The following is a 22,641-nucleotide window of genomic DNA, read 5'->3' as shown; positions in this document are numbered from 1 at the left end:
CTTTTAAAACACTATTTATTTTAACTGAATTGGAAATAACAATATAAATTTTAAGTGCTTAAAATTAAACAATACGGCTCAATGCAGTATCAAATGCTGCTAATGTTTTTTCTATATCCGCTTCTGTATGCGCAGTAGAAAGGAATGTCCCTTCAAATTGGGAAGGGGGTAAAAACACACCTTCTTTTGCCATTTCTCTATACATTTGACTAAACATTTCTAAATCACTTTGATTTGCTTCTTCAAAATTAGTTACCGGTCCTTCATTTAAGAAATACCCTATCATAGATCCTGCACGATTCACAGTAATGGGTACATTATGTTTTTTAAAAACATCTTTTAAGCCATTTTCTAATATATCTCCAAGTTTATTGAAATATTCATATGACTCTGGTGTTAACTGTTTTAAAGTTTCATAACCACTTGTCATAGCTAGCGGATTTCCAGATAATGTTCCTGCTTGGTAAATATTGCCTGAAGGCGCAATATGATCCATGATTTCTTTTTTACCACCAAATGCTGCTGCAGGTAATCCTCCACCTATGACTTTACCAAGACAAGTTAAATCAGGCATCACATTAAAGTAACCTTGTGCACAATGATATCCCACTCTAAAGCCAGTCATAACTTCATCAAATATTAATAAAGAACCATATTCATTTGTGATATCTCTCAAGCCTTGTAGGAATCCTTCTACTGGTGGTACAACCCCCATATTACCCGTTACAGGTTCAACGATAACACCAGCAATGTCATCACCAAATTCTTCAAAAGCTACTTTTATTGACGCTAAGTCATTATATGGTACTGAAATTGTATTTTTTGCAATACCTTCTGGTACACCTGGAGAATCAGGTAATCCTAAAGTAGCAACACCAGACCCTGCTTTGATTAAAAGTGAATCACTATGGCCATGATAACATCCTGTAAATTTCACTATTTTATTTCTACCAGTATAACCTCTCGCTAAGCGTAATGTATCCAATGTCGCTTCTGTACCTGAAGATACCATGCGTAGTTTCTCAATGGAAGGTACACGATCGATAACGAGTTCTGCTAACTTATTTTCAATTAACGTCGAAGCACCAAAACTTGTACCATTATCAACAGCTTCATGTAAGCTTTCATTCACTTGTTTGTTTTTATGACCTAAAATTAATGGTCCCCAACTTAAAACATAATCAATATATTCATTACCATCGATATCGTATATTTTTGAACCTTCACCATGATCCATAAAAATCGCCGGTGTATCTACAGATTTAAATGCTCTAACTGGACTATTTACACCACCTGGCATTAGATTTTCAGCTGTCTTCATTGCTTCTATAGAATTATTATATCCCATTTAAATTTTCCTCCTTATTGTTCATCAATATATCTACAAATATCTTTAGAGAAATATGTGATAATCATGTCCGCGCCTGCACGTTTCATTGAAATCATCTGTTCCATCACAACTTGTTTTTCATCAATCCATCCATTAAGTGCAGCTGCTTTCGTCATGCTATATTCACCACTTACATTATATGCAATTACAGGAACATTTGTCGTATTACGGACATCTCTAATAATGTCTAAAAAACTCAAAGCAGGTTTAACAATCATCATGTCTGCACCTTCATGTAAATCACTATCAAGCTCTCTTAGTGCTTCTCTTCTATTTGCAGGATCCATTTGGTACGTTTTTCTATCTCCAAATTGTGGTGCAGATTCAGCAGCATCACGGAATGGACCGAAAAAGCTAGAAGCATATTTAATACCATAACTCATAATTGGTATATTGTAATAACCAGCATCATCTAAACCTGCTCTAATTTCTGCAACGAAACCATCCATCATATTACTAGGCGCAATGATATCGGCACCAGCCTCCACTTGTGAGATAGCAGTTTTGACTAACAATGGTAAAGATTTATCGTTGTCTACATCATTTGTTTTTTCATTAATAACACCACAATGACCATGATCCGTATATTCACATAAACAAGTATCTGCGACAACGAGTAAGTCGCTGTACATTGCTTTGGCTTTTCTAGTAGCTTCTTGAACAATACCATTGTGATCATAAGCACCTGTACCAACAGCATCTTTTTCATTGGGTACACCGAAGAACATTATTCCTCTAATACCTAAATCATATGCTTCTTTAATTTCTTCATCAAGTAAGTTTAAACTGAGTTGATACACACCTGGCATTGATTTTATTTCTTCTTTAACATTATCTCGTTCTACAACGAAAATAGGATAAATTAAATCCTCTTTGTGTACATGTGTTTCACGAACCATGTCTCTTATAGATTTACTACTACGTAATCTTCTGTGTCTATCAAATTGCATCATTTTCCCAACTTTCTTCAACTTTATTTATTAACGAATCTAATGTTTGAATATTTGATATTGTCGCATCATAACCATATTGCTTTATAGTGTTTAAAGTTTGTTGTCCTATGACGTAATACTGATTAAATTGCGGTGTTTCACTTTGTTCAAAAAAATATCTTACTGCAGATGAACTCGCAAATGTAATGACATCTAGCTCGTTATTTTTTATCATATGCTTAACATCTTCAATATTTTTAGTATGTGGTACTGGACGATATAAATCAATTTTACAAACTTGATAACCTTGTTGACTTAAACTTTCTTGCAACAAAGGCCTTGCATAAGCACTTGAGGGTATTATAATTTTGCTGTTTTTTGAAGTTTGAAAGCATTTAAGAAACCCTTCTTGTGAGTAATCTGAAGGATAAAACAGCACATCTAAACCCAATGATTTACAATAGTCTGCTGTTTTAGCACCTATTGCAGCGAAATTTTTAACTTTCACTTGTGATAAAAATGGTTGGAAATATCTCACCGCATTTTTAGACGAAAAAATAAGCCAGTCATAGTCGACATCTAATAAATTTAAATCAAATGATAAGGGCTCTACATCTATAAATGGTTTGTGTAGAATAAACTTATCGTTTTGTTCAAATTTAGAAGTTTGCGTCATAACTATAACTGGTCTCATTATTTTCACCTCGAATGATTATTGTTCTTCGTTTAGTTCTTTAATTATTTCGTATGCACCTTGTGCATTTAAAACTTCTGTTACTTTTTCACCAAGTTCTACAGGATCATACCCACGTTCGGTATGTTCGTAACGTTCTTTACCATCAGGTGACATAATTAGTCCTGTAAATTCTATTGTACCATCACTGTTTTTACTAGCATAGCCCCCTATAGGCACTTGGCAACTACCATTCATCCGTTCTAAAAACGTGCGTTCTGCAGTTACACATTCTGCAACATCTTGATTGTGGACTTTAGCAAGAAGTTCTAGCAATTCCTTGTCGTCTGAACGACATTCTATACCTAATGCACCTTGACCTATCGCGGGTATCAAAGTCCGCTCGTCTAGATATGAAGTGACGATATCATCAGACCAACCCATACGTTTTAGCCCAGCTGCAGCTAATAGTATGGCATCGTAATCTTCATTATTTAATTTACTCAAACGTGTGTCAATATTACCGCGAATCCATTTTATTTGTAAATGTGGATATTTTGCAAGAATTTGTGCACCGCGTCTTAACGAACTAGTACCAACAATACTTTGTTTTGGTAATTCTTCTAGTGGAATATGATTTTTAGCAATGTACGCATCATATGGATTTTCTCTATCAGGTATGCAACCTAAAGTCAATCCATCTGGAATTACACTTGGGACATCTTTTAAGGAATGAATTGCCATATCAATTTCTTCATTAAATAAGGCATTTTGAATTTCTTTAACAAACAGACCTTTTCCGCCTACTTTAGATAATTGTTTATCTATAATTCGATCGCCTTTTGTTACGATTTCCTTTATTTCCACTTCTAAACTTGGATCTACTGATTTTAATTTATCAATAAATTGTTTACTTTGCGTTAAAGCTAACTTACTTCTTCGTGAACCTACTACTAATTTACGCATCATGCGCATCCTCCTAGAAACAAGTCTATTCATTCAACTTAATTACACTTCAATAAATACCTGTCCATTGATGAAAATCAGATATATGTGAAGCAAAAAATAAATTAATCATACTAAGACAAAACAATAATATATTAAAATAAATTAATTTATGCTTAGTTAGTATTTTTTTCACTCTAAAAATCAAATAAATTCCATATAGCAATGTTATGACTGATGACATAATAACTTTAGGATCTATAATGATGTCTACACCTAAAGTATTAAAACCCCATTGCGCACCTAGTACAATACTTAATATTATGAAAATGAAACCGATTAAACTACTGTAAAATACCACTTGTTCAAGTGTGGCCACACTACCAATTCTAAAATATTTCTGGTCAAATCGTTTTTGTTTCAAATTATTATATTGTATTAAATACAAGATACAATTTACAAAAGCAAAAGCAAATAATGCGTAACTAATTACCGCCAAACTAATATGCACTATAAGTAATTCATTGATAATATTGAGTTTTTCACCGGTACTTTGATAATGCATAGGTTGGAATGTGTTGATTGCAATGAATAAAAAACCAATCATATTAAATAAAAATATGGATAAGTTTATTTGTTTGATCACATTGATAACTATGGAAATAGAAATAATAAGCCATGCTAACGCAAAAAACACATCAAATATATTCCCTAATGGAATTTGTTTCGTTACATTTACATATAAAGATAAAGAGACTGTTTGTAACATCCAAACAATCCCTAATGAAACAAAACCAATCATTTTAATTCTATGATGTTTTTTCAAAAAATCATAGAAATAACAAGCAATGCTAAATAAATAAATTAATAATATAAGTTCATTTAATCTAATGAACGAAAATTCTTGCATATCATCACCATTTGCATATGCTTATTCAAAACTAAAAATTTGACTTGTCGTAGCTACATTACGCTTTTTCTTTTTTGGTTTATAAGCTTGTTCAGCTTCAATGTCAAAAATGTTTTGAAATAGCTCTAATTTTTCGTTACTTTTTTTGTCACTACTCAACTCTTTCGCTTGCTTGATGGGATCTTTTAACATTTGGTTAATGATACTTTTGGTATGTTTTGATATTATTTTGCGTTCTCTTTCTGTCAAACCAGGAAGTTTTCGGTCAATACTACTCATGGTATCTTCTTGAATATCCATCGCTTTTTCTCTAAGTGCACGAATAACAGGAACAACACCTAACATATTAACCCATTCATTATGTGCTTCAATTTCTGCTGGAATTCTTTGTGAGATTTCGTCAGCCGCATTTTGACGTTGTTTTAAGTTAGCATCTACTAAGCCTTTCAAATCGTCAACATCATAATTAAAGACATCTTGAAGTGTATCAATGCCTGGTTCAATATCTCTTGGAACCGCAATATCAATCAATACGAGTGAATCATTTTTCCGTTGTGATTGAATAGAAGCCATCATGCTATTTGTAATGATATATTCATCTGAACTCGTTGAACTGATTACAATATCCGCATGTGCCAAAAGTTGTGGTAGTGCCTCCATAGATTCATACTTAACATTATGTGAGATTGCTAATTTCTGTGCTTTACTGACAGTCCTATTAACGATTGTCACATCAGTTACATCTGAACCAATCAAATTTAAGAGTGACAGTTCACTCATATCCCCTGCACCAATTATCAATGCGCTTTTATTATTAATTTTGCCAAATACTTTTTTACTAAGTTCAACTGCCGCATATGAAACACTTACTGCATTATCTGCAATATCTGTTTCATTATGTGCTTTTTTCGCGAAAGTAATCGCTTGTTTAAATAGATGATTAAATATAGTACCAGTTGTATCTTCCTCTTGAGCGATAAAGAATGCATCTCTAATTTGTCCAAGAATTTGAGTTTCTCCTAATACTACAGAATCTAATCCAGAAGTAACTTGCAATAAATGTTTTACTGCTGCGTCCCCCACTGTTACTTCAGTCATTTCTTTAATCTCTTCTACATCAAATCCAAAATTTCTCGCTAAAAAACGTTGAATATAATAGCGACCCGTATGAATTTGATCAACAACCGCATATACTTCTGTACGATTACATGTTGATAATATTACATTTTCTAAAATAGATTTAGTTTCAAATAAATCAACATTAGCTGAACGTATGGCATCATCTTTAAAAGCAACTTGTTCTCTCAGTGCTACATCTGCTGTACGATGATTAATGCTTATCGCAATTAAATGCATTTATAACGCCCTCCATACATATTACAATAAGTAGATTATAACACAATTATCATTTGAGTTAAGCATCTTGCGCACGTAAATTAGAAATATTCTAATTTACATTCAAATAGTTGTCATAATTTATACACTTTAACGAATTTTTAAGTTTTTATAAATATTTTTCGATTATATTCCAGACTTGTTGTTGTTTATTCGCTCGGATAGAAGAATAACTTATAATTTCATCCTCAGGTTCCATTTCAAGTTTTCGTTGAACATTAGCTAAATGTTTCTGTACTTTGCCTTTAGCAATTTTATCTTCTTTTGTAGCAATCACTAATGTTGGAATATCAAAATACTTCAAATAATTATACATTAAGATATCGTCTTCAGTAGGATTATGCCTCAAATCAACAAGCTGAATGACAAGTTTTAAAGATGTTCTTTGAGAAATATATTTTTCAATCATTTTTCCAAATGCTTCACGTTGTTTTTTACTTACTTTTGCATAACCGTAGCCTGGCACATCTACAAATACCAGTTGATTATCAATGTTATAAAAATTGAGTGTTTGCGTTTTACCTGGTTGTTGTGAAGTTCTCGCCATATTTTTTCGTCCAATCATACTATTGATAAAGGATGATTTACCAACGTTAGAGCGACCACTAAGTCCAACTTCACTTAATCCAGTTTCTGGATATTGCTCAGGCTTTACCGCACTTATTAATAATTCAATTTCATTAGGATTTATTTTCATTCCCGACCCTCTTTTCTATTAAGTCACTTCATTATTATATTACACAATTTCACATATTTATATGTATTTTTATATGATTTATACTGCTTTTAAAAAGAAAGAGGCTAAGACATATTAAAAAATGTCTCAGCCTCGTAGTTTGAATTTTTAACGTTGACGCATTTGAAATTTTGATAATTATACATCATATCAACGTTAATCTAACCTTGCAGCACAGCCAATACACATAAAATAACGCGTTGGCTTTAGCCCTTATTTCAAAACTGTCTTACTTAAGCAGAAGTTTGTTCCTTATTTACAAGGTTGCCTTCTTTATCGTATAGTTCAGGATCTTTTTCTTCATTAATTGTTTCTTCTGTAATTACTACTTTTACAACACCATCAGAAGATGGAACATCGTACATAATATCAATCAGTGCTTCTTCAATAATTGAACGTAATCCACGTGCACCTGTTTTACGCTCAATCGCTTTATTACTAATTGCAGACAATGCTTCGTCTGTAAATTCTAACTCTACATCATCAAGTTCTAACATTTTTGTATACTGTTTTACTAAAGCATTTTTTGGTTGCGTTAAAATGTTTTTTAATGCATCTACATCTAATGTTTCTAAATTAGCTACAATTGGTACACGACCAATAAATTCTGGAATCAGACCATATGATTGTAAATCTTCAGGTCTAATTTGTTCTAAGATAGCATCTTCATCATATTTAGATGCTTCACTACTAGAAAATCCGATTACTTTTTCACCAAGTCTACGTTTGATCACTTCATCAATACCATCAAATGCACCGCCTAGTACAAATAAGATGTTTGTAGTATCAATTTGAATTAATTCTTGGTTTGGATGTTTACGTCCGCCTTGTGGTGGCACACTAGCAGTCGTACCTTCAAGAATTTTCAATAGTGCTTGTTGCACACCTTCACCAGAAACGTCTCTTGTGATAGATGTATTTTCAGATTTTCTAGCGATTTTGTCGATTTCATCGACATAAATAATGCCTTTTTCTGCTTTATCTATATCAAAATCAGCTGCTTGAATTAAGCGAAGCAATATATTTTCAACGTCATCGCCAACATATCCAGCTTCAGTTAAACTCGTAGCGTCTGCGATTGCAAAAGGTACGTTTAATGTTTTAGCTAAAGTTTGAGCTAAAAGGGTTTTACCGCTACCTGTTGGACCAATTAAGGCAACATTACTCTTTTGTAATTCTACGTCATCTTCATTTGGACCTAAATTTTGAACACGTTTATAATGATTATATACAGCGACAGCTAAAGATTTTTTAGCTTTTTCTTGTCCAATAACATAATCATTTAATTGGTCCATAATTTCTTTAGGAGTTGGTAATTCTGTTAGTCCTTCTGATTCTGATTGAGCTAATTCTTCTTCAACAATTTCTGAGCACAGCTCAATACATTCATTACAAATGTATACGCCACTTCCTGCGACTAATTTTTTAACTTGGTCTTGATCTTTACCACAGAAAGAGCATTTTAAATTTTCTTCACCTTCATTGAATTTGAACATTCTATTTACACCCCTATTCCCTAAAGACTATACTAGATAGCATTTTAATATGCAACTTGAACAAATCTCAAGTTTTTTGCACAAAACATTGTAGCAGACACATTAATTGAATGCATCTGCTACTAGTTTACAATATTAAACAACTATTCTTTGTTTCTACAAACAATATGCTTGAGACATTTTTAATTATGCTTCTGAGTCATCTTTAGATGGTTCTACTAATTTCGCTTCATCTACTAACATATCGATAACTTTTTGGATACGTACATCATTTTTAACAATGTCAGTATTGCCAAGTGTTTGTTTAATATCTTCTACAGAGATATTAAACTGCTCACTCATTTTTTCTAATTCTTTATCGATGTCAGCATCAGATACTTCAACTTCTTCAGCATCAGCAATCGCAGTTAATGTTAAGTTTGTTTTAACGCGTTCCTCAGCATCGTCTTTCATTTGTTCTCTTAATTGTGACTCATCTTGTCCAGAAATTTGGAAATAAGTTTCTAAATTAAGACCTTGTTGTTGCATACGTTGTCCAAATTCTTGAACCATGCGGTCTAACTCAGTTTTAATCATCGCCTCTGGAACGTCAATTGTTGTATTATTCGTAGCTTTGTTAATAGCTTCTTCTTTTTGAGTGTTTTCAGCGTCTGTTGCTTTTTGTTCCGCTAAACGTTTGCGTACGTTTTCTTTATACTCATCAACTGAATTAGCTTCTGCATCTAATTCATTTGCAATTTCATCGTTTAATTCTGGAACGTCTTTATATTTGATTTCATTAACTTTTGTTTTGAATGTTGCTTCTTTACCAGCTAATTCTTCAGCATGGTATTCTTCTGGGAACGTTACATTAACATCTTTTTCTTCACCAGCTTTAACACCAACCAATTGTTCTTCAAAACCTGGAATGAATGAACCTGAACCAATTTCAAGGTCATAGCCTTCTGCTTGTCCACCTTCAAATTGTTCGCCATCTACATAACCATCAAAGTCAATGTTTACAGTATCACCGTTTTCAACTGCACCATCTTCTTTAACAACCATTTCTGCTAAATGTCCAAGTTGATGATCGATTGATTCTTGTACTTCTTCTTCAGTTAATTCAGTATCTTGCTTTTCAATTTCTAAACCTTTGTAATCACCAAGTTCAACTTCAGGTTCAACTACAACATTTGCTTCAAATGTCATGTCTTCACCTTTTTCAATTGATGTTACATTAATTTCAGGTTGATCAACTGGTTTAATGCCAGTTTCGTCAATAGCTTCACCATATGCTTCTGGTAATAAGATATCAACTGCATCTTGATACAATGCTTCTACACCAAAGCGTTGTTCAAAAATTTGGCGAGGTACTTTCCCTTTACGGAATCCTGGCACATTAATTTGTTTAACCACTTTTTTGAAAGCTTGATCAATTGCTTTGTCTACTTTTTCTGCTGGAACAGTAACAGATAAAACGCCTTCGTTACCTTCCTTTTTTTCCCAAGTTGCTGTCATGTATAAAAACCTCCATGATTATCCTATTTTATTTTTTCAACTTCATTATTATAGCACACGTCAAAGCTCGACACAAATTATGAATTTTCTATGAATAATAAATAAAAAGTTGAAATTTATTTTAATTTTATATTACCTCTTAACATCATTACCCATTTTTCATATGAGTTAATGATAAAACAACCTATTTTTCTTTATCTAGTGACACGATGAGTGTAAGCACATGATTCGTTTCATCAAGTTTTTCTAAACCGACCATAGATTTGAAATAATTTGTATAACCTTCTATCCAAGTTTGCTTAGTTGCAATGCTTTCAATATTTAATGGATAAAGCAAAATGGCATGATTATTCAGCAAAAGAAGTGCTTCCTCTACAAGTTGAGATGCACCATCTTCAATTTGCTTTAATACATTAGGTATGATTGTAGTTTTAAATAAAGTTTGTTCTAGTCCTTCAAGATCACGAGGAATCACATCGATTTCATAGCCATATTTATGAATAGTAATCGTTTGGGCATTTTTTGCAAAACGCAAGTATTCCAACATAATGCTTACAACATTTGGTGCTAGTTCTAACGCATTCAACAAATGGATGACTGTTTCTTGGTAACGATATTGACTATGGTCTATGAGCGTCAACATAATATTAACTTGTTCTTTAAGTGTTAAAGTATCAAAATTTTGTAGCATTTGAGCTGCATGTTCATTATGTTTATCAATTTGGCTTAATGCAAATTCCTTGATTGGAAACAGTTCCATTCTAGTTTTATGATCATTAACCTCATCTATGATTTGGTTAATGATTTCGACAACTTCAAAATATTGCCCCAAGCCATTTAAACTTTGGACATAGTAAATCATCAAATCGTCATAATTGGACATACCTTGTTTTAATAAAATGATGGCTTCTTCACGTAATTCTAAATAATATTCCATTTTAAAAAGCATCGCACATTTTAAAAGCGACATTTGTTCATCAAGTTCGAATTGAGCCTCTAATGACTCAAATAAATCATAGGCTTGCTCGAAATTATTTTCATTAAAAGCTTGCTTAATTTCTCTAATCAACTTTTCTTTTGATCGCGGAAATGGAATGATATCAGACATTGATCAACACCTCTATTGTATTGCCTGTAAAATGAGTGCACTCCATGTTTCAAATTCATCATAATTATCTATCTTATTATGATTGACCCATTTTATTTTTAAAGTGTCTGTCTCTTTTGCTTCTACATCATTACTATTAACATTTATCTTAAATACAACACCTAAATGAACTTCACCGACTTCATTTGTATCATCGTTGATAAAGCCTATGTATGCTAAATTTTGTGATTTACTTTCAGAAAGTCCTACTTCTTCATTTAATTCTCTCTGAGCATTCACTCTGAGCACTTCATTAATAGATTCAGCACCTTTAACGTCATTCATATGGCCACCAACACCGATTGAAGATTGCCCGTGTAAACGCGTTTCTCCACCACCAGTTAGACGTTCATAAACCAAAATTTCATCGTGTTCATTTTCTAATATACAATATGAAATAAGTTGTTTATAACTTGAATTTTCCTCCATATCACCACGACGTTTAATTTCATAATTCGATAGTGTTTCAAAAATGTCTTGTCCTTTATTCGAATTTTTATCTAAAAATCCATTAAATTGATTATTTTCATTATCAAATAAGATTTTTCTTGGTACAACTGTAATCATTTCATCAAATTTAGACATTAGTTTCTCCTTCATGTGTGACTTCTTTGTTATTTTATCAAAACATTTAAGTATCTCAAAATAATACTAATGTCAGAACTCTTACCAGCAATAAAATTTAATAATCTCTTATTCGAATCTCTGATTTGAAAAATAATTATTATATTGGTATTTGTTCAAGCTTCTCTATTTTAAAGTATTTACGCATTGCCAATACCACATAAAAGCCTGAGACAATATGGTGTCCCAGGCTTTATTTTAAAATTATTTTAAAGCTTCTTTAGCTTTAGCTACTAATTCACCAAAAGCTTTGTCATCTGAAATTGCGATTTCAGAAAGCATTTTACGGTTAACGTCGATATCAGCTTTTTTCAAGCCGTTCATTAATCTTGAATAACTCATATCATGTTGACGTGCTGCAGCATTAATACGTGTAATCCATAATTTACGGAAGTCACGTTTTCTTTGACGACGGTCACGGAAAGCGTATTGTCCTGATTTCATTACTTGTTGTTTTGCAACTTTGTATAATGTGCGTTTTGCACCGAAGTAACCTTTAGCTAATTTAATCGTCTTTTTACGACGAGCTCTTGTTACTGTTCCACCTTTTACTCGTGGCATAATAAATTCCTCCTTAAAATGTGTACATGTTTAATATTTTCGTTGTTTCTCACGCTAACTCGTCAATTATTTTTTATAAGATAATAATTGTTTTACACGTTTCATATCTGATTTGTGTACTAATGAAGCTTTACGTAATTTACGTTTTTGTTTAGTCGTTTTATTTGCAAACATATGTGAAGTAAAAGCTCTTGAACGTTTTAATTGACCTGAAGCAGTTCTTTTAACACGTTTAGCAGCTCCACGGTGTGTTTTCATTTTAGGCATGATTCAATTCCTCCTGTATTATCTGGTATTATTTTTCGTTTATTGGGTTAAGCATAATGAACATTTGACGACCGTCCATTTTAGGTCTTTGCCCAATAGTTGCGATATCTTTACATTCTTCAGCGAATTTTTCTAAAACGCGTTGACCAATTTCTTTATGCGTAATCGCACGTCCTCTGAAACGAATAGAAACTTTACATTTATCGCCTTTTTCTAAGAACTTACGTCCATTTTTCAATTTAGTTTGGAAATCATGTTCCTCAATTGTTGGACTTAAGCGAATTTCTTTAAGGTTGATAGTTTTTTGTTTCTTCTTCATTTCTTTTTCTTTTTTCTGTTGTTCGAATTTGTATTTACCGTAATCCATAATTCTTGCAACAGGTGGTTTAGCGTTAGGAGCCATTAAGACTACATCTAAACCTACTCTTTCAGCCATTTCTAGGGCTTCGGATTTTGATTTAACACCAATTTGTTCTCCATCTTGCCCTATCAAACGTAATTCTTTTGCGCGAATCTTTTCGTTAACTTGAGTCTGATCTTTTGCTATGGTTGACACCTCCAAGATTTTTACGAAATTATCCCAAGCAAAAAGAGCGAGTATATAATATACCCGCTCTTCTCTACACATGATATTCCCATGTATATATAGACCTGCCAACTGCGTTTAGCGTCGCCACAGGTGAGAAGCGGGAGCTTCTACTTGGTTCGTTTCGTATTCAACATTACCTATCTTAGCAACAATATTCATATAAGTCAACAGTTTGTTTTAATTATTATTTAATTTCGTCCATATCTACATCTTGATGTAAGTTTACTTTCTCTAATGGAACCATTCTAGTTTTATAACGCAATTTATGATAAATAAAGAAAGCAAGAAATACTGGAATACCCATATACGTGATTACAAAACGATTTAAGTTAAATTCACCTGTTTTGATAAAATCAACATCTTGTCCAATTATGACTAATACACAAAGTATTCCAGCAAAGATTGGGCCAAATGGGAATAGTTTAGCTTTGTATTTTAATTTAGATTTATCATAATTTTGCTTGTCAAATGCTTTTCTAAATCTATAATGACTAACCGCAATACCTACCCATGCGATAAAGCCAGTCATACCACTTGCAGCAACGATATATTCATAAGCGTCACCGCTCAAATGTTGCAATATAAAGATACCTACGACAATGATTGCTGTCGTGATTAGCGATACATATGGAACACCGTTTCTATTTGTTTTACCAAAAATTGGATAAGCTAATTTATCTTTACTCATAGAGTATAGCATTCTCGTCGATGCATACATTCCAGAATTACCCGCTGATAAAACTGATGTTAAGATAACCGCATTCATAAATGATGCTGCGAAAGCCAATCCTGCATTTTGGAATACTAATGTAAATGGTGAAGTTGAAATATCATCTCCACCGCCCATTAGTGCAGAGCTATCATATGGTATTAACATACCGATTACAAAAATTGCTAATATATAGAAAATCAAGATTCTCCAAAACACTTGTTTAATTGCTTTAGGTACTGCTCGTTCTGGATTTTCTGATTCACCAGCTGTAATGCCGATTAATTCAGTACCCTGGAAAGAGAATCCTGCAACTAAGAACACCCCAAGGATTGTTAGTAGGCTACCATCTAAACCGTCACCAAGAATTGGCCCACCACCTTTAGTAAATGTGTCAAAACCTACGAATTCTCCACCCATAATACCTAGAATAGTAAGTAGTCCAATTCCAATAAAGATAATAACTGTTACAACTTTAATTAATGCAAACCAGTATTCACTTTCACCATATACCCTAACAGACAATGCGTTTAATCCAAATATAATCATTAAGAACAAACAGCTCCAACTCCATGCTGGTATGCCTGAAAGTGGTGTCCAATATTGAATCACTTGTGCAGCAATTGTTACGTCCGCAGCAACTGTAATAACCCAGTTGAACCAATAATTCCACCCCAATGCAAAACCAAGTGATGGGTCAACGAAACGCGTTGCATATGTACTAAATGACCCAGAAACAGGCAAATAAGTAGCCATTTCTCCTAAAGATGTCATAAGGAAAAATACCATTGCACCAATAATTGCATATGCAAGTAATGCACCCAAGGCACCTGCATCATGAATTGCACCACCAGAAGTCATAAACAAACCAGTACCAATACAACCACCAATTGCTATCATGGATATATGACGATCTTTTAGTCCTCTTTTAACTCCATTATTTTGATTTCCTTCTTTTGCCATAGATGCTCCCTTTCCTTTAAACTTAGAGGCCAACTTACTATGCGATTATAATTATACTTTTATAGTTTTTATTAACATGAATATTGGAATATACATGTTATTTAATCAATTTGCTATAAATTTCCCGTTTTAGTATGAATAATAATCTTTAACCTAAAATAAAATGGTTGCATACCTATTAGATATGCAACCATTTTAGTAATAGCATTTATATAGGTAGCACATCACATATGTGACAGTCCAGTCCCTTTCGAAAACTGACCCAACCAAAAGCGCAAATGGTCACTTTTGGTTTCGGCATTTTTACCTTTCACAAATCCTACATACGCTCCAAATAGCTTCCGGATTGTTACTGATTAAAAACGCAACCTCTAACTCAATTTTTTTATTTTTTTATTTTTTTATTTCACTAAGATTTAATATACATGATTTCAAGATTACTTTCAAGGTTATCTTTGTTTTTAAGTCTGATCTCATCTACTAAATCCCAAATAAATGATTCTTTTTCAACCGTTTCTTGATCTTGAGAACCATATTTTCTAACATTCACTTCATTATTTTCCATTTCTTTATCTCCAACGACAAGTTGATAAGGGATTTTTTGCATTTGAGCTTCTCTAATTTTGTATCCCATTTTCTCATTTCTGTCGTCTATCTCGACTCTTACGCCTTGTGATTTAAGTTCATCTTGCAAATGTCTGGCGTAATCATAATGCAAGTCGACATTTACAGGAATAATTTCAACTTGTTTTGGCGCTAACCATGTAGGGAAAGCACCTTTAGTTTCTTCTGTTAAAAATGCAACAAAGCGTTCCATTGTCGAAACAACACCACGATGGATGACTACAGGTCTATGTTGTTCACCATCTTTTCCTATATATGATAATTCAAATTTTTCAGGTAGTAAAAAGTCTAATTGTGCTGTTGATAATGTTTCTTCTTTACCCATAGCTGTTTGTACTTGGACATCTAACTTAGGACCATAAAATGCCGCTTCACCAATAGCTTCTTCGTATGCTAAGCCTAGTTCATCAACCGCCTCTTTCAACATACTTTCTGCTTTATTCCACATTTCATCATCGTCAAAGTATTTTTCTTTATCCTCTGGATCTCTGTAACTTAAGCGGAATTTATAATTTTCAAAGCCAAAGTCCTCATAAACATCGACGATTAAATTAACAACCCGTTTGAACTCTTCTTTTATTTGATCTGGTCTTACAAAAATATGTGCGTCATTTAAAGTCATTCCTCTAACACGTTGTAACCCAGAAACAGCACCACTTGCTTCATAACGATGCATTGTACCTAACTCAGCAATTCGAATTGGTAATTCACGATATGAATGTGGTTTATTTGCATAAATCATCATATGGTGAGGACAGTTCATAGGTCTTAGTACCATTTCTTCATTTTCATCTAATTTCATAGTTGGGAACATGTCTTCTTGATAATGGTCCCAATGACCTGATGTTTTATATAAATCTACATTGGCCATTACTGGTGTATAAACATGATCATACCCCATACTCACTTCTTTATCTACAATATATCGTTCAATTTCACGGCGAATTGTTGCGCCATTTGGTAACCATAATGGTAACCCAGCACCTACTAATTGATTATTTGAGAATAATTCTAGCTCTTTACCAATTTTACGGTGATCGCGTTCTTTACGTTCTTCTAACATTTGTAGATGTGCTTTTAAATCTTTTTTATCGAAGAAAGCAGTACCGTATATACGTTGAAGCATTTTATTATCGCTGTCTCCGCGCCAATATGCACCTGCAGTTGATAAAAGCTTAAATTCTTTAATTTTGGAAGTAGACGGTACATGAACACCACGACATAAATCAGTAAATTCACCTTGCGAATATAAAGTAACATTTTCATCTTCTGGAATAGCATCTATTAATTCTAACTTATATGGATCATCTGCAAAAAATGTTTTAGCTTCATCTCTCGAAACTACTTTTCGCTCTATAGGATAGTTTTCATTAACAATTTGTTTCATTGTTTTTTCGATTTTTTCAAAATCATCGGATGACACACTTTCAGTCATATCAAAGTCATAATAAAAACCACCATCAATTACTGGACCTACGCCAAATTTCACATCTCCGTACAAACGTTTTAATGCTTGTGCCATTAAATGCGCAGTAGAATGGCGTAAAACTTCTAAAGCTTCATCACTACCAGGTGTTACAATTTCAATTTCACCATCTGTTTCAATGGGTCTTGTTAAATCAATGAGTTGTCCGTTTAATTTACCTGCAACTGCCTTTTTTCTTAAACCCGGACTGATTGAATGCGCAATTTCTTCAGTAGTAATTCCTTTTTCAAATGCTTTCGCATTACCATCTGGAAAAGTAATATTTATTTGAGCCATTTAAATTCCTCCTATTTATACTTACCTTAAATCATAGCGAAAAAGACATAATTACAAATGTAAAAACAAAAAGACCCCATCCCTAAAAGGGACGAGGTCTTCGTGGTACCACCCTAATTAAAGTTATTTCTATAACAATGAAACAACTTTACTCTACATAAGTTAACGGTCTTGAGCCGGATGTCGATTAAAACATCTATAATGAAGTAGTAACAGATAATGATACTTACCAAATTCTCATCATACATTGGTTCTCTGTGAAGTAATCATTTACCTATCATGTCTTCATTTTATTTCGCTTAATTTAGATTTAATTATATTATACAACATTTTTTTTATAATTCAATCGTTACGATAATTTTTGCCTTCCAAAAAATATGGTGTTGCTAAAGATTTAATTCTTTCCATAATTCTTGCTGCTTTTGTTTTTTCTGTACCATTACGCGTAACAGAAAGATGATATTCTAATTCTTCAAAACTTAGGTTAGAGCTAAAGAACGTTGGTAATTCTTGAACCATTCTATAATGTAATAATGGTCCAATCACTTCATCTCTCGCCCAAGGTGTAATTTCTTCAGCACCAATATCATCCAACATTAATACATGTGATTCACGCACTTTCGCAAGCCTTGATTCGAAACTACCATCTTTAAACCCGCCTTTTAAAGAGCGAATAAATTCCGGTAAATATACAATCGTAGAAGGTACTTTTTCAACTTTTAATTCATTGGCAATTGCACCTAAGATAAATGACTTGCCTGTACCAAAAGGACCGTGTATATATAAACCTTTAACTTGGGGGGGGTTTTCTACTATTTTTTCACAAATATCCGTTGCTGCCATTGCGACATCTATACGATCTCTCTTATTCATATAAATATCGCTTAACTTGGCATTTAATGTATCTCGTTGCATATTGTGTGAAGCAATTAAATGTGCATCGAATTTTTCTTCATCATGTTTAATTTTACATGGGCAAGGCAAGTAACGAATCTTAATGTGTTGATTTTCTACATATAATTCAGGTACGTGACCTTTAACAAAATTAGGGCAATCTTTAAAAGCATGTCCATCATAATGTTTTTCTTGATCCTTATATTCTTGTAAAATATTCAAATCTTCATCAATCATCGCATTCGTCACTTCAGATTGATGAGATTCTAGAAACATCTTAACGTCAGGGTCATTAATAACATCTTTTTTTATCTTTTCAATGCGCTTACTTAAATCTTTAGAATCACCCATAATATGATTGAAAGACTTCATATATTAATCCTCCTCTCGCTTGCTATTTAATCGTTTCAACAGTGCTTCACGGTCTCGTTTTAATGCTTCATCCTCATCTGGATTAGTATGATTTTCTGAACTTTGGTTTTTCGTATCTTTACTATCCCTTTCTTCAAGCCACTTAGGCGTCATTTCTCTAGAAACGAGTTGCTTAGGTTTATAACTACCATTTTTAAGTTGATTTGATTGATTGGATGTAGGTTGATTTACCTTTTTAGCATATTGATATGCTTCCTCTGCTGTTTTGATGCCTTTTTTCTTCCAATTTGATGCGATCTCAAAGATATAAGTTTTAGGGAGTTTCATATCTTCTTTTAACATTACAAATTGTAAAAGTATGTTAATTACACCAAACGGTAATTGTTCTCTTTCTATCAATTCTTCGACCATATATTTTTGTTGAGTCGTCGGTTCAGATTCTGACCACGAAGCAAGCATATCAATAGGACTGGTTTCATCTAATTGCTTTAACCAATTATTTGAATCACCTTTTATATGATTTTTATTTTCCGTGTTGTCATCATTGATATAATTTGATTTTTTAGCATTTAATTTGGGAAGCTGCTGCTCATGCTCTATAAGATAATACGTTCTAGCATGTTTACGCATTTCTTCAAAAGAAAGTTCTTGTGCACTAGTGATTGATTTTAAAATAATACGTTTCATTGCTTCTGGTGTCAAACCATATAAAGTCGCAATTTGTGTGATCAGCGCTTTAGCTTCACCATCAATCATTTTAGTACTAATAAAATGATTTTGTAATAAATCATAAAGTACTTCAAAATCAAAATTTACGTTAGATAAATCTATGCCACTATAGGTTTCTTCACCTTCGATCATCTGTTCATCTTCAGTAAGTGCTTGGTTAGGAACTTTAAACACATCAGTAAATGTGCGTGTAATATCTTGGTACTGATTTAAATCAATAGACATTTGATCCTCAAAATGTGATTTTAATTGTACGTAACGTTGCTTGCTTACTTGGCTATATAAATATACAGAAAGCATAGGATCATTAAAAAATTGTTGTGCTGATGGTGGTTGTATGAGTTTGTAAACGAAAGAAGAGTGTTGCTTAGAATGATGAACAAAAGATTTTAATAAACCAATGCCTTCTAATAAATCCATTTCTTTCCTGAATTCAAGTAGATTAATTTTCAATTCATTCATAATAATATAATGAGTCAAGACAACATCTTGCTTAAATTCCACAAATTGATTCAAATAATGATACAAACCGATAGCATTTGATCCAATCATTGGCGTAAATAATCTATTTAGAATTTCTAAATGCTTATGATTTAAATAAAAATGACGTAACACGTGAAAGTCATCTTGTGGCCTCAAACCATAATCATAGGATTGTAATCCCATTTAAGAATCACTCCGTTTGTTTTCTGCTAAAATCCCTTGCATTGATTGTAATAATTGATCAACATCTTTAAATTCTTTGTAAACAGATGCAAAACGCACATAAGAAACTTGATCAACATGCATTAATAAGTTCATAACGTGTTCCCCAATTTCTCTTGAAGATATTTCAGCACGTCCTTCATCTCTTAGCTTCCACTCCACATTATTGGTAATATCTTCTAATTGTTGATAACGCACAGGTCTTTTTTCACAAGAGCGCACCAAACCATTGAGTATTTTTTCACGCAAAAATTGTTCACGTGTACCATCTTTTTTTACAACGATTAGCGGTCTTTTTTCAATATGTTCAAACGTAGTAAACCTTGTGCCGCATTGTTCACATTCTCTTCTACGTCTAATCGCATTTACTTCATCAGCATGTCGTGAATCTACAACGCGAGAGTGCGTTGAACTACATTTCGGGCATTTCATCGAATTACCACCCTCTCAATTTGATTACCATTCATTATACTATAAATCATTAAGTCACAAAAGAATGGTATTACACAATAATTTCATTTACCTATTTAGATTCACTGGTTCTTCATATTTAAAGTTAAAACCTCTCGTTAAAGTGAAACTATTATTTCACTTTAACGAGAGGTTTAGATATAAGTTAACAATAAATTATTTTTCTTGATTAAGCAATTACAAAGCAATAACCATGTAAAACACTAATAATAATTGCACTCTTAATTAACAACAGTTGATACATTATTTTTTAATAATTGACCAATTTCTTCAGCGACATCAACAACTCTATTTGAATAACCCCATTCGTTATCATACCAAGCTATCACTTTTACTTTATTATCACCCATTATCATTGTACTTTGCGTATCGATAATAGCTGAATGTGGATTTGTGTTAAAATCCATAGATACAAGTGGCGCATCTTCAGTAGCAATCACATCTTCTAACGTATTATTTCTGAAAGCATCATTAACTTGTTCTACTGTCACACTCTTATCTAAATCAACTACTAAATCAACTAATGATACATTTTTAGTTGGCACTCTTAAAGCCATACCGTGAAGTTTTCCTTCTAGTTCAGGTAAAACTTCTTTTAGTGCTTTAGCAGCACCTGTCGAAGTAGGAATAATACTTTCATTGCATGAACGAGCACGTCTTAAATCTTTATGTGGATTATCGATATTATTTTGATCATTGGTAATGGCATGTACTGTTGTCATTAAACCATTTTGAATACCAAATTGGTCATTAAGCACTTTAGCTACAGGTCCAATACAATTCGTTGTACAAGACGCATTACTAAAGATATCATATTTTTCAATGTCCAATTGATCATTATTTACACCTTTAACAATCATTTGAACATCTCCACCTTTTGATGGTCCTGTTAACAATACTTTTTTAGCTCCAGCAGTAATATGAGCGACTGCTTTATCTCCATGATTAAATTTACCAGTAGCTTCAATTACAATATCTACATCAAGTTCAGCCCATGGTAAATTCTCTGGGTTTCTGTCAGCTACAAGTTTAATTTCATGTTCATCGACTTTTATACCATTCTCAATAGGTTCTACTTTTAAATCGTAGTTACCATGTGTTGTATCATAATTGATTAGGTGAGCAATTGTTTCCGGTGGATAGCTAGCATTAATCGCGACTACATTCATATTTTCATTTTTAAGCGCTATTCTTAATACCATTCTACCTATCCTACCCATTCCATTAATTGCAATATTTGTCGTCATTCGAAGCACCCCTCGTTTTAGTGTTATACTTTATGGAATTAGTATAACATAAATCGATAAATGCGAAAGCGTTTTCTTGAATAAAATTTAAAAATCTTAAAACAATTAAAATTATAGTTTTCTAAATGATTAAATTTTTATGAAATCATCATTTATTGCTTTGATATTTCTATCCTGTGATTTTCGTGCATGCTTGCCTGATGATATAGTTCAATCCTGTAGTTTCACATTCTTATTATTTCTCCATAATCTGCATGTTACAAATCGTTATAAATGTAAAAAAATCCCTCCAAAGTTTTCATTTATTAATTGTCCACTTTGAAGGAATTAAGCGTGTATGTTTTATTACACACATTTTATATTTATTTTTATATTTCTTGCGAATGACCTGTTTCACTTTCAATATAGCCTTCATCGGTCAATAATTGTTCTAAGTTTTGTTGTAAATCTAATTTAGAATCTCGATTATCGATGACGTGATCTGCCATTCTGCGTTTTTTGTCTATGGATATTTGACTATAAACACGTGCCTTTGCATCTTCCATAGAAATATCATTGCGTTGCATTAATCTATCTATTTGGATACTTTCTGAAGTATAAACAAGCCATACCTCATCTACTGTATCTTGCAATTCATTTTCATAAAGTAAAGGAATGTCCATGATTACATTATAGCCATCTTTTAAAAATGCTTCTTTTTCTTGTTCCATAATGTTTCTAACAATAGGATGGACGATTTCATTTAATTCTAATCTTTTTTCGGGATAATTGAAGACGATATCTCCTACATACCCGCGATCCATATTACCATCTTCATCAATTGCTTCTTCTCCAAATGTTGCACGAACTTGTTCAAGCCCTTCAGAGCCTTTTTCAACTGCTTTACGTGATGCAATATCTGCATCTACAATTTTAAAACCATGTGCTGTTAACAATTCTGAAACAGTTGATTTTCCTGATGCGATACCACCAGTTAATCCAATAACTTTAGGCATAATTTCAC

21 protein-coding genes, 1 riboswitch and 1 other annotated feature are annotated in these 22,641 nt (G+C 32.8%); all 21 genes read right to left on the bottom strand.

The genetic code is table 11. The annotated features are described in order from the left end of the window. Positions 1–64: 64 nt before the first annotated feature. The 21 genes from hemL to coaE all read right to left on the bottom strand — a co-directional run bounded on the left by hemL (position 65) and on the right by coaE (position 22,633). A complete protein-coding gene (hemL, locus tag CD032_RS12920) occupies positions 65–1,348 on the bottom strand; it encodes a glutamate-1-semialdehyde 2,1-aminomutase (RefSeq protein ID WP_103211540.1) in 1,284 nt (427 codons plus the stop codon). 14 nt (positions 1,349–1,362) lie between these two features. Further along, positions 1,363–2,340: a porphobilinogen synthase gene (gene hemB, locus CD032_RS12915; protein ID WP_019468488.1), complete on the bottom strand. Its 978-nt coding sequence runs from the start codon at positions 2,338–2,340 to the stop codon at positions 1,363–1,365. After that, positions 2,330–3,016, bottom strand: coding sequence for a uroporphyrinogen-III synthase (locus CD032_RS12910; RefSeq protein ID WP_103211539.1), 687 nt, complete (start codon positions 3,014–3,016; stop codon positions 2,330–2,332). The genes hemB and CD032_RS12910 overlap by 11 nt, the downstream gene beginning before the upstream one ends. Positions 3,017–3,034: 18 nt before the next feature. After that, on the bottom strand, positions 3,035–3,961 hold the full coding sequence (gene hemC / locus CD032_RS12905; RefSeq protein WP_019468486.1) for a hydroxymethylbilane synthase: 927 nt from the start codon (positions 3,959–3,961) through the stop codon (positions 3,035–3,037). Between the two features lie 49 nt (positions 3,962–4,010). Beyond that, positions 4,011–4,850 (bottom strand): cytochrome c biogenesis protein, encoded by an 840-nt coding sequence (ccsA, locus tag CD032_RS12900; RefSeq protein ID WP_019468485.1) that lies wholly within the window; start codon positions 4,848–4,850, stop codon positions 4,011–4,013. Between the two features lie 21 nt (positions 4,851–4,871). Then, the gene (gene hemA / locus CD032_RS12895; protein WP_019468484.1) at positions 4,872–6,206 is read right to left on the bottom strand and encodes a glutamyl-tRNA reductase; all 1,335 of its coding nucleotides are present in this window, start codon (positions 6,204–6,206) and stop codon (positions 4,872–4,874) included. 148 nt (positions 6,207–6,354) lie between these two features. Further along, complete coding sequence (gene yihA, locus CD032_RS12890) at positions 6,355–6,942, bottom strand: ribosome biogenesis GTP-binding protein YihA/YsxC (protein ID WP_019468483.1); 588 nt, start codon at positions 6,940–6,942, stop codon at positions 6,355–6,357. A gap of 272 nt (positions 6,943–7,214) precedes the next feature. Then, entirely contained in the window at positions 7,215–8,477 is a 1,263-nt protein-coding gene (clpX, locus tag CD032_RS12885; protein WP_103211538.1) for an ATP-dependent Clp protease ATP-binding subunit ClpX, read from the bottom strand. A gap of 186 nt (positions 8,478–8,663) precedes the next feature. Then, positions 8,664–9,974, bottom strand: coding sequence for a trigger factor (gene tig, locus CD032_RS12880; protein WP_019468481.1), 1,311 nt, complete (start codon positions 9,972–9,974; stop codon positions 8,664–8,666). A 184-nt stretch (positions 9,975–10,158) separates the two neighbouring features. Continuing rightward, complete coding sequence (locus tag CD032_RS12875) at positions 10,159–11,082, bottom strand: hypothetical protein (protein WP_103211537.1); 924 nt, start codon at positions 11,080–11,082, stop codon at positions 10,159–10,161. 12 nt (positions 11,083–11,094) lie between these two features. After that, positions 11,095–11,706, bottom strand: coding sequence for an NUDIX domain-containing protein (locus CD032_RS12870; protein WP_019468479.1), 612 nt, complete (start codon positions 11,704–11,706; stop codon positions 11,095–11,097). A 243-nt stretch (positions 11,707–11,949) separates the two neighbouring features. After that, positions 11,950–12,306: a 50S ribosomal protein L20 gene (rplT, locus tag CD032_RS12865; protein ID WP_019468478.1), complete on the bottom strand. Its 357-nt coding sequence runs from the start codon at positions 12,304–12,306 to the stop codon at positions 11,950–11,952. Positions 12,307–12,372: 66 nt separating this feature from the next. Then, positions 12,373–12,573: a 50S ribosomal protein L35 gene (gene rpmI / locus CD032_RS12860; protein WP_019468477.1), complete on the bottom strand. Its 201-nt coding sequence runs from the start codon at positions 12,571–12,573 to the stop codon at positions 12,373–12,375. Between the two features lie 28 nt (positions 12,574–12,601). Continuing rightward, positions 12,602–13,129 (bottom strand): translation initiation factor IF-3, encoded by a 528-nt coding sequence (gene infC, locus CD032_RS12855; protein WP_037539866.1) that lies wholly within the window; start codon positions 13,127–13,129, stop codon positions 12,602–12,604. A gap of 23 nt (positions 13,130–13,152) precedes the next feature. Then, positions 13,153–13,281, bottom strand: a sequence feature (ribosomal protein L20 leader region). A 65-nt stretch (positions 13,282–13,346) separates the two neighbouring features. Then, on the bottom strand, positions 13,347–14,834 hold the full coding sequence (locus tag CD032_RS12850; protein ID WP_019468475.1) for an amino acid permease: 1,488 nt from the start codon (positions 14,832–14,834) through the stop codon (positions 13,347–13,349). Between the two features lie 209 nt (positions 14,835–15,043). Next, positions 15,044–15,216: riboswitch (Lysine riboswitch) on the bottom strand. 27 nt (positions 15,217–15,243) lie between these two features. Beyond that, a complete protein-coding gene (gene thrS / locus CD032_RS12845; RefSeq protein WP_103211536.1) occupies positions 15,244–17,220 on the bottom strand; it encodes a threonine--tRNA ligase in 1,977 nt (658 codons plus the stop codon). Positions 17,221–17,562: 342 nt separating this feature from the next. Next, complete coding sequence (dnaI, locus tag CD032_RS12840) at positions 17,563–18,486, bottom strand: primosomal protein DnaI (RefSeq protein WP_103211535.1); 924 nt, start codon at positions 18,484–18,486, stop codon at positions 17,563–17,565. Positions 18,487–18,489: 3 nt separating this feature from the next. Beyond that, positions 18,490–19,881, bottom strand: coding sequence for a replicative helicase loading/DNA remodeling protein DnaB (dnaB, locus tag CD032_RS12835; RefSeq protein ID WP_040030012.1), 1,392 nt, complete (start codon positions 19,879–19,881; stop codon positions 18,490–18,492). After that, positions 19,882–20,352, bottom strand: a complete 471-nt coding sequence (gene nrdR / locus CD032_RS12830; RefSeq protein ID WP_040030011.1) for a transcriptional regulator NrdR — start codon at positions 20,350–20,352, stop codon at positions 19,882–19,884. Positions 20,353–20,612: 260 nt separating this feature from the next. After that, positions 20,613–21,638: a type I glyceraldehyde-3-phosphate dehydrogenase gene (gene gap, locus CD032_RS12825; RefSeq protein ID WP_019468633.1), complete on the bottom strand. Its 1,026-nt coding sequence runs from the start codon at positions 21,636–21,638 to the stop codon at positions 20,613–20,615. Positions 21,639–22,006: 368 nt separating this feature from the next. Then, entirely contained in the window at positions 22,007–22,633 is a 627-nt protein-coding gene (gene coaE, locus CD032_RS12820) for a dephospho-CoA kinase (RefSeq protein ID WP_103211534.1), read from the bottom strand. Positions 22,634–22,641 lie beyond the last annotated feature (8 nt).

The organism is Staphylococcus cohnii subsp. cohnii (assembly GCF_002902365.1).
GTDB classification, from domain to species: Bacteria; Bacillota; Bacilli; order Staphylococcales; family Staphylococcaceae; genus Staphylococcus; species Staphylococcus cohnii.
The sequence above is the reverse complement of the archived record's forward strand: the minus strand, read 5'-3'. Positions and strand labels throughout refer to the sequence as shown.

What these genes read in the sequence shown, in the direction of transcription:
- hemL (WP_103211540.1), bottom strand. Translation starts at nt 1,348, where the DNA reads ATGGGATATAATAATTCTATAGAAGCAATGAAGACAGCTGAAAATCTA.
- hemB (WP_019468488.1), bottom strand. Translation starts at nt 2,340, where the DNA reads ATGCAATTTGATAGACACAGAAGATTACGTAGTAGTAAATCTATAAGA.
- CD032_RS12910 (WP_103211539.1), bottom strand. Translation starts at nt 3,016, where the DNA reads ATGAGACCAGTTATAGTTATGACGCAAACTTCTAAATTTGAACAAAAC.
- hemC (WP_019468486.1), bottom strand. Translation starts at nt 3,961, where the DNA reads ATGCGTAAATTAGTAGTAGGTTCACGAAGAAGTAAGTTAGCTTTAACG.
- ccsA (WP_019468485.1), bottom strand. Translation starts at nt 4,850, where the DNA reads ATGCAAGAATTTTCGTTCATTAGATTAAATGAACTTATATTATTAATT.
- hemA (WP_019468484.1), bottom strand. Translation starts at nt 6,206, where the DNA reads ATGCATTTAATTGCGATAAGCATTAATCATCGTACAGCAGATGTAGCA.
- yihA (WP_019468483.1), bottom strand. Translation starts at nt 6,942, where the DNA reads ATGAAAATAAATCCTAATGAAATTGAATTATTAATAAGTGCGGTAAAG.
- clpX (WP_103211538.1), bottom strand. Translation starts at nt 8,477, where the DNA reads ATGTTCAAATTCAATGAAGGTGAAGAAAATTTAAAATGCTCTTTCTGT.
- tig (WP_019468481.1), bottom strand. Translation starts at nt 9,974, where the DNA reads ATGACAGCAACTTGGGAAAAAAAGGAAGGTAACGAAGGCGTTTTATCT.
- CD032_RS12875 (WP_103211537.1), bottom strand. Translation starts at nt 11,082, where the DNA reads ATGTCTGATATCATTCCATTTCCGCGATCAAAAGAAAAGTTGATTAGA.
- CD032_RS12870 (WP_019468479.1), bottom strand. Translation starts at nt 11,706, where the DNA reads ATGTCTAAATTTGATGAAATGATTACAGTTGTACCAAGAAAAATCTTA.
- rplT (WP_019468478.1), bottom strand. Translation starts at nt 12,306, where the DNA reads ATGCCACGAGTAAAAGGTGGAACAGTAACAAGAGCTCGTCGTAAAAAG.
- rpmI (WP_019468477.1), bottom strand. Translation starts at nt 12,573, where the DNA reads ATGCCTAAAATGAAAACACACCGTGGAGCTGCTAAACGTGTTAAAAGA.
- CD032_RS12850 (WP_019468475.1), bottom strand. Translation starts at nt 14,834, where the DNA reads ATGGCAAAAGAAGGAAATCAAAATAATGGAGTTAAAAGAGGACTAAAA.
- thrS (WP_103211536.1), bottom strand. Translation starts at nt 17,220, where the DNA reads ATGGCTCAAATAAATATTACTTTTCCAGATGGTAATGCGAAAGCATTT.
- dnaI (WP_103211535.1), bottom strand. Translation starts at nt 18,486, where the DNA reads ATGAAGTCTTTCAATCATATTATGGGTGATTCTAAAGATTTAAGTAAG.
- dnaB (WP_040030012.1), bottom strand. Translation starts at nt 19,881, where the DNA reads ATGGGATTACAATCCTATGATTATGGTTTGAGGCCACAAGATGACTTT.
- nrdR (WP_040030011.1), bottom strand. Translation starts at nt 20,352, where the DNA reads ATGAAATGCCCGAAATGTAGTTCAACGCACTCTCGCGTTGTAGATTCA.
- gap (WP_019468633.1), bottom strand. Translation starts at nt 21,638, where the DNA reads ATGACGACAAATATTGCAATTAATGGAATGGGTAGGATAGGTAGAATG.
- coaE (WP_103211534.1), bottom strand. Translation starts at nt 22,633, where the DNA reads ATGCCTAAAGTTATTGGATTAACTGGTGGTATCGCATCAGGAAAATCA.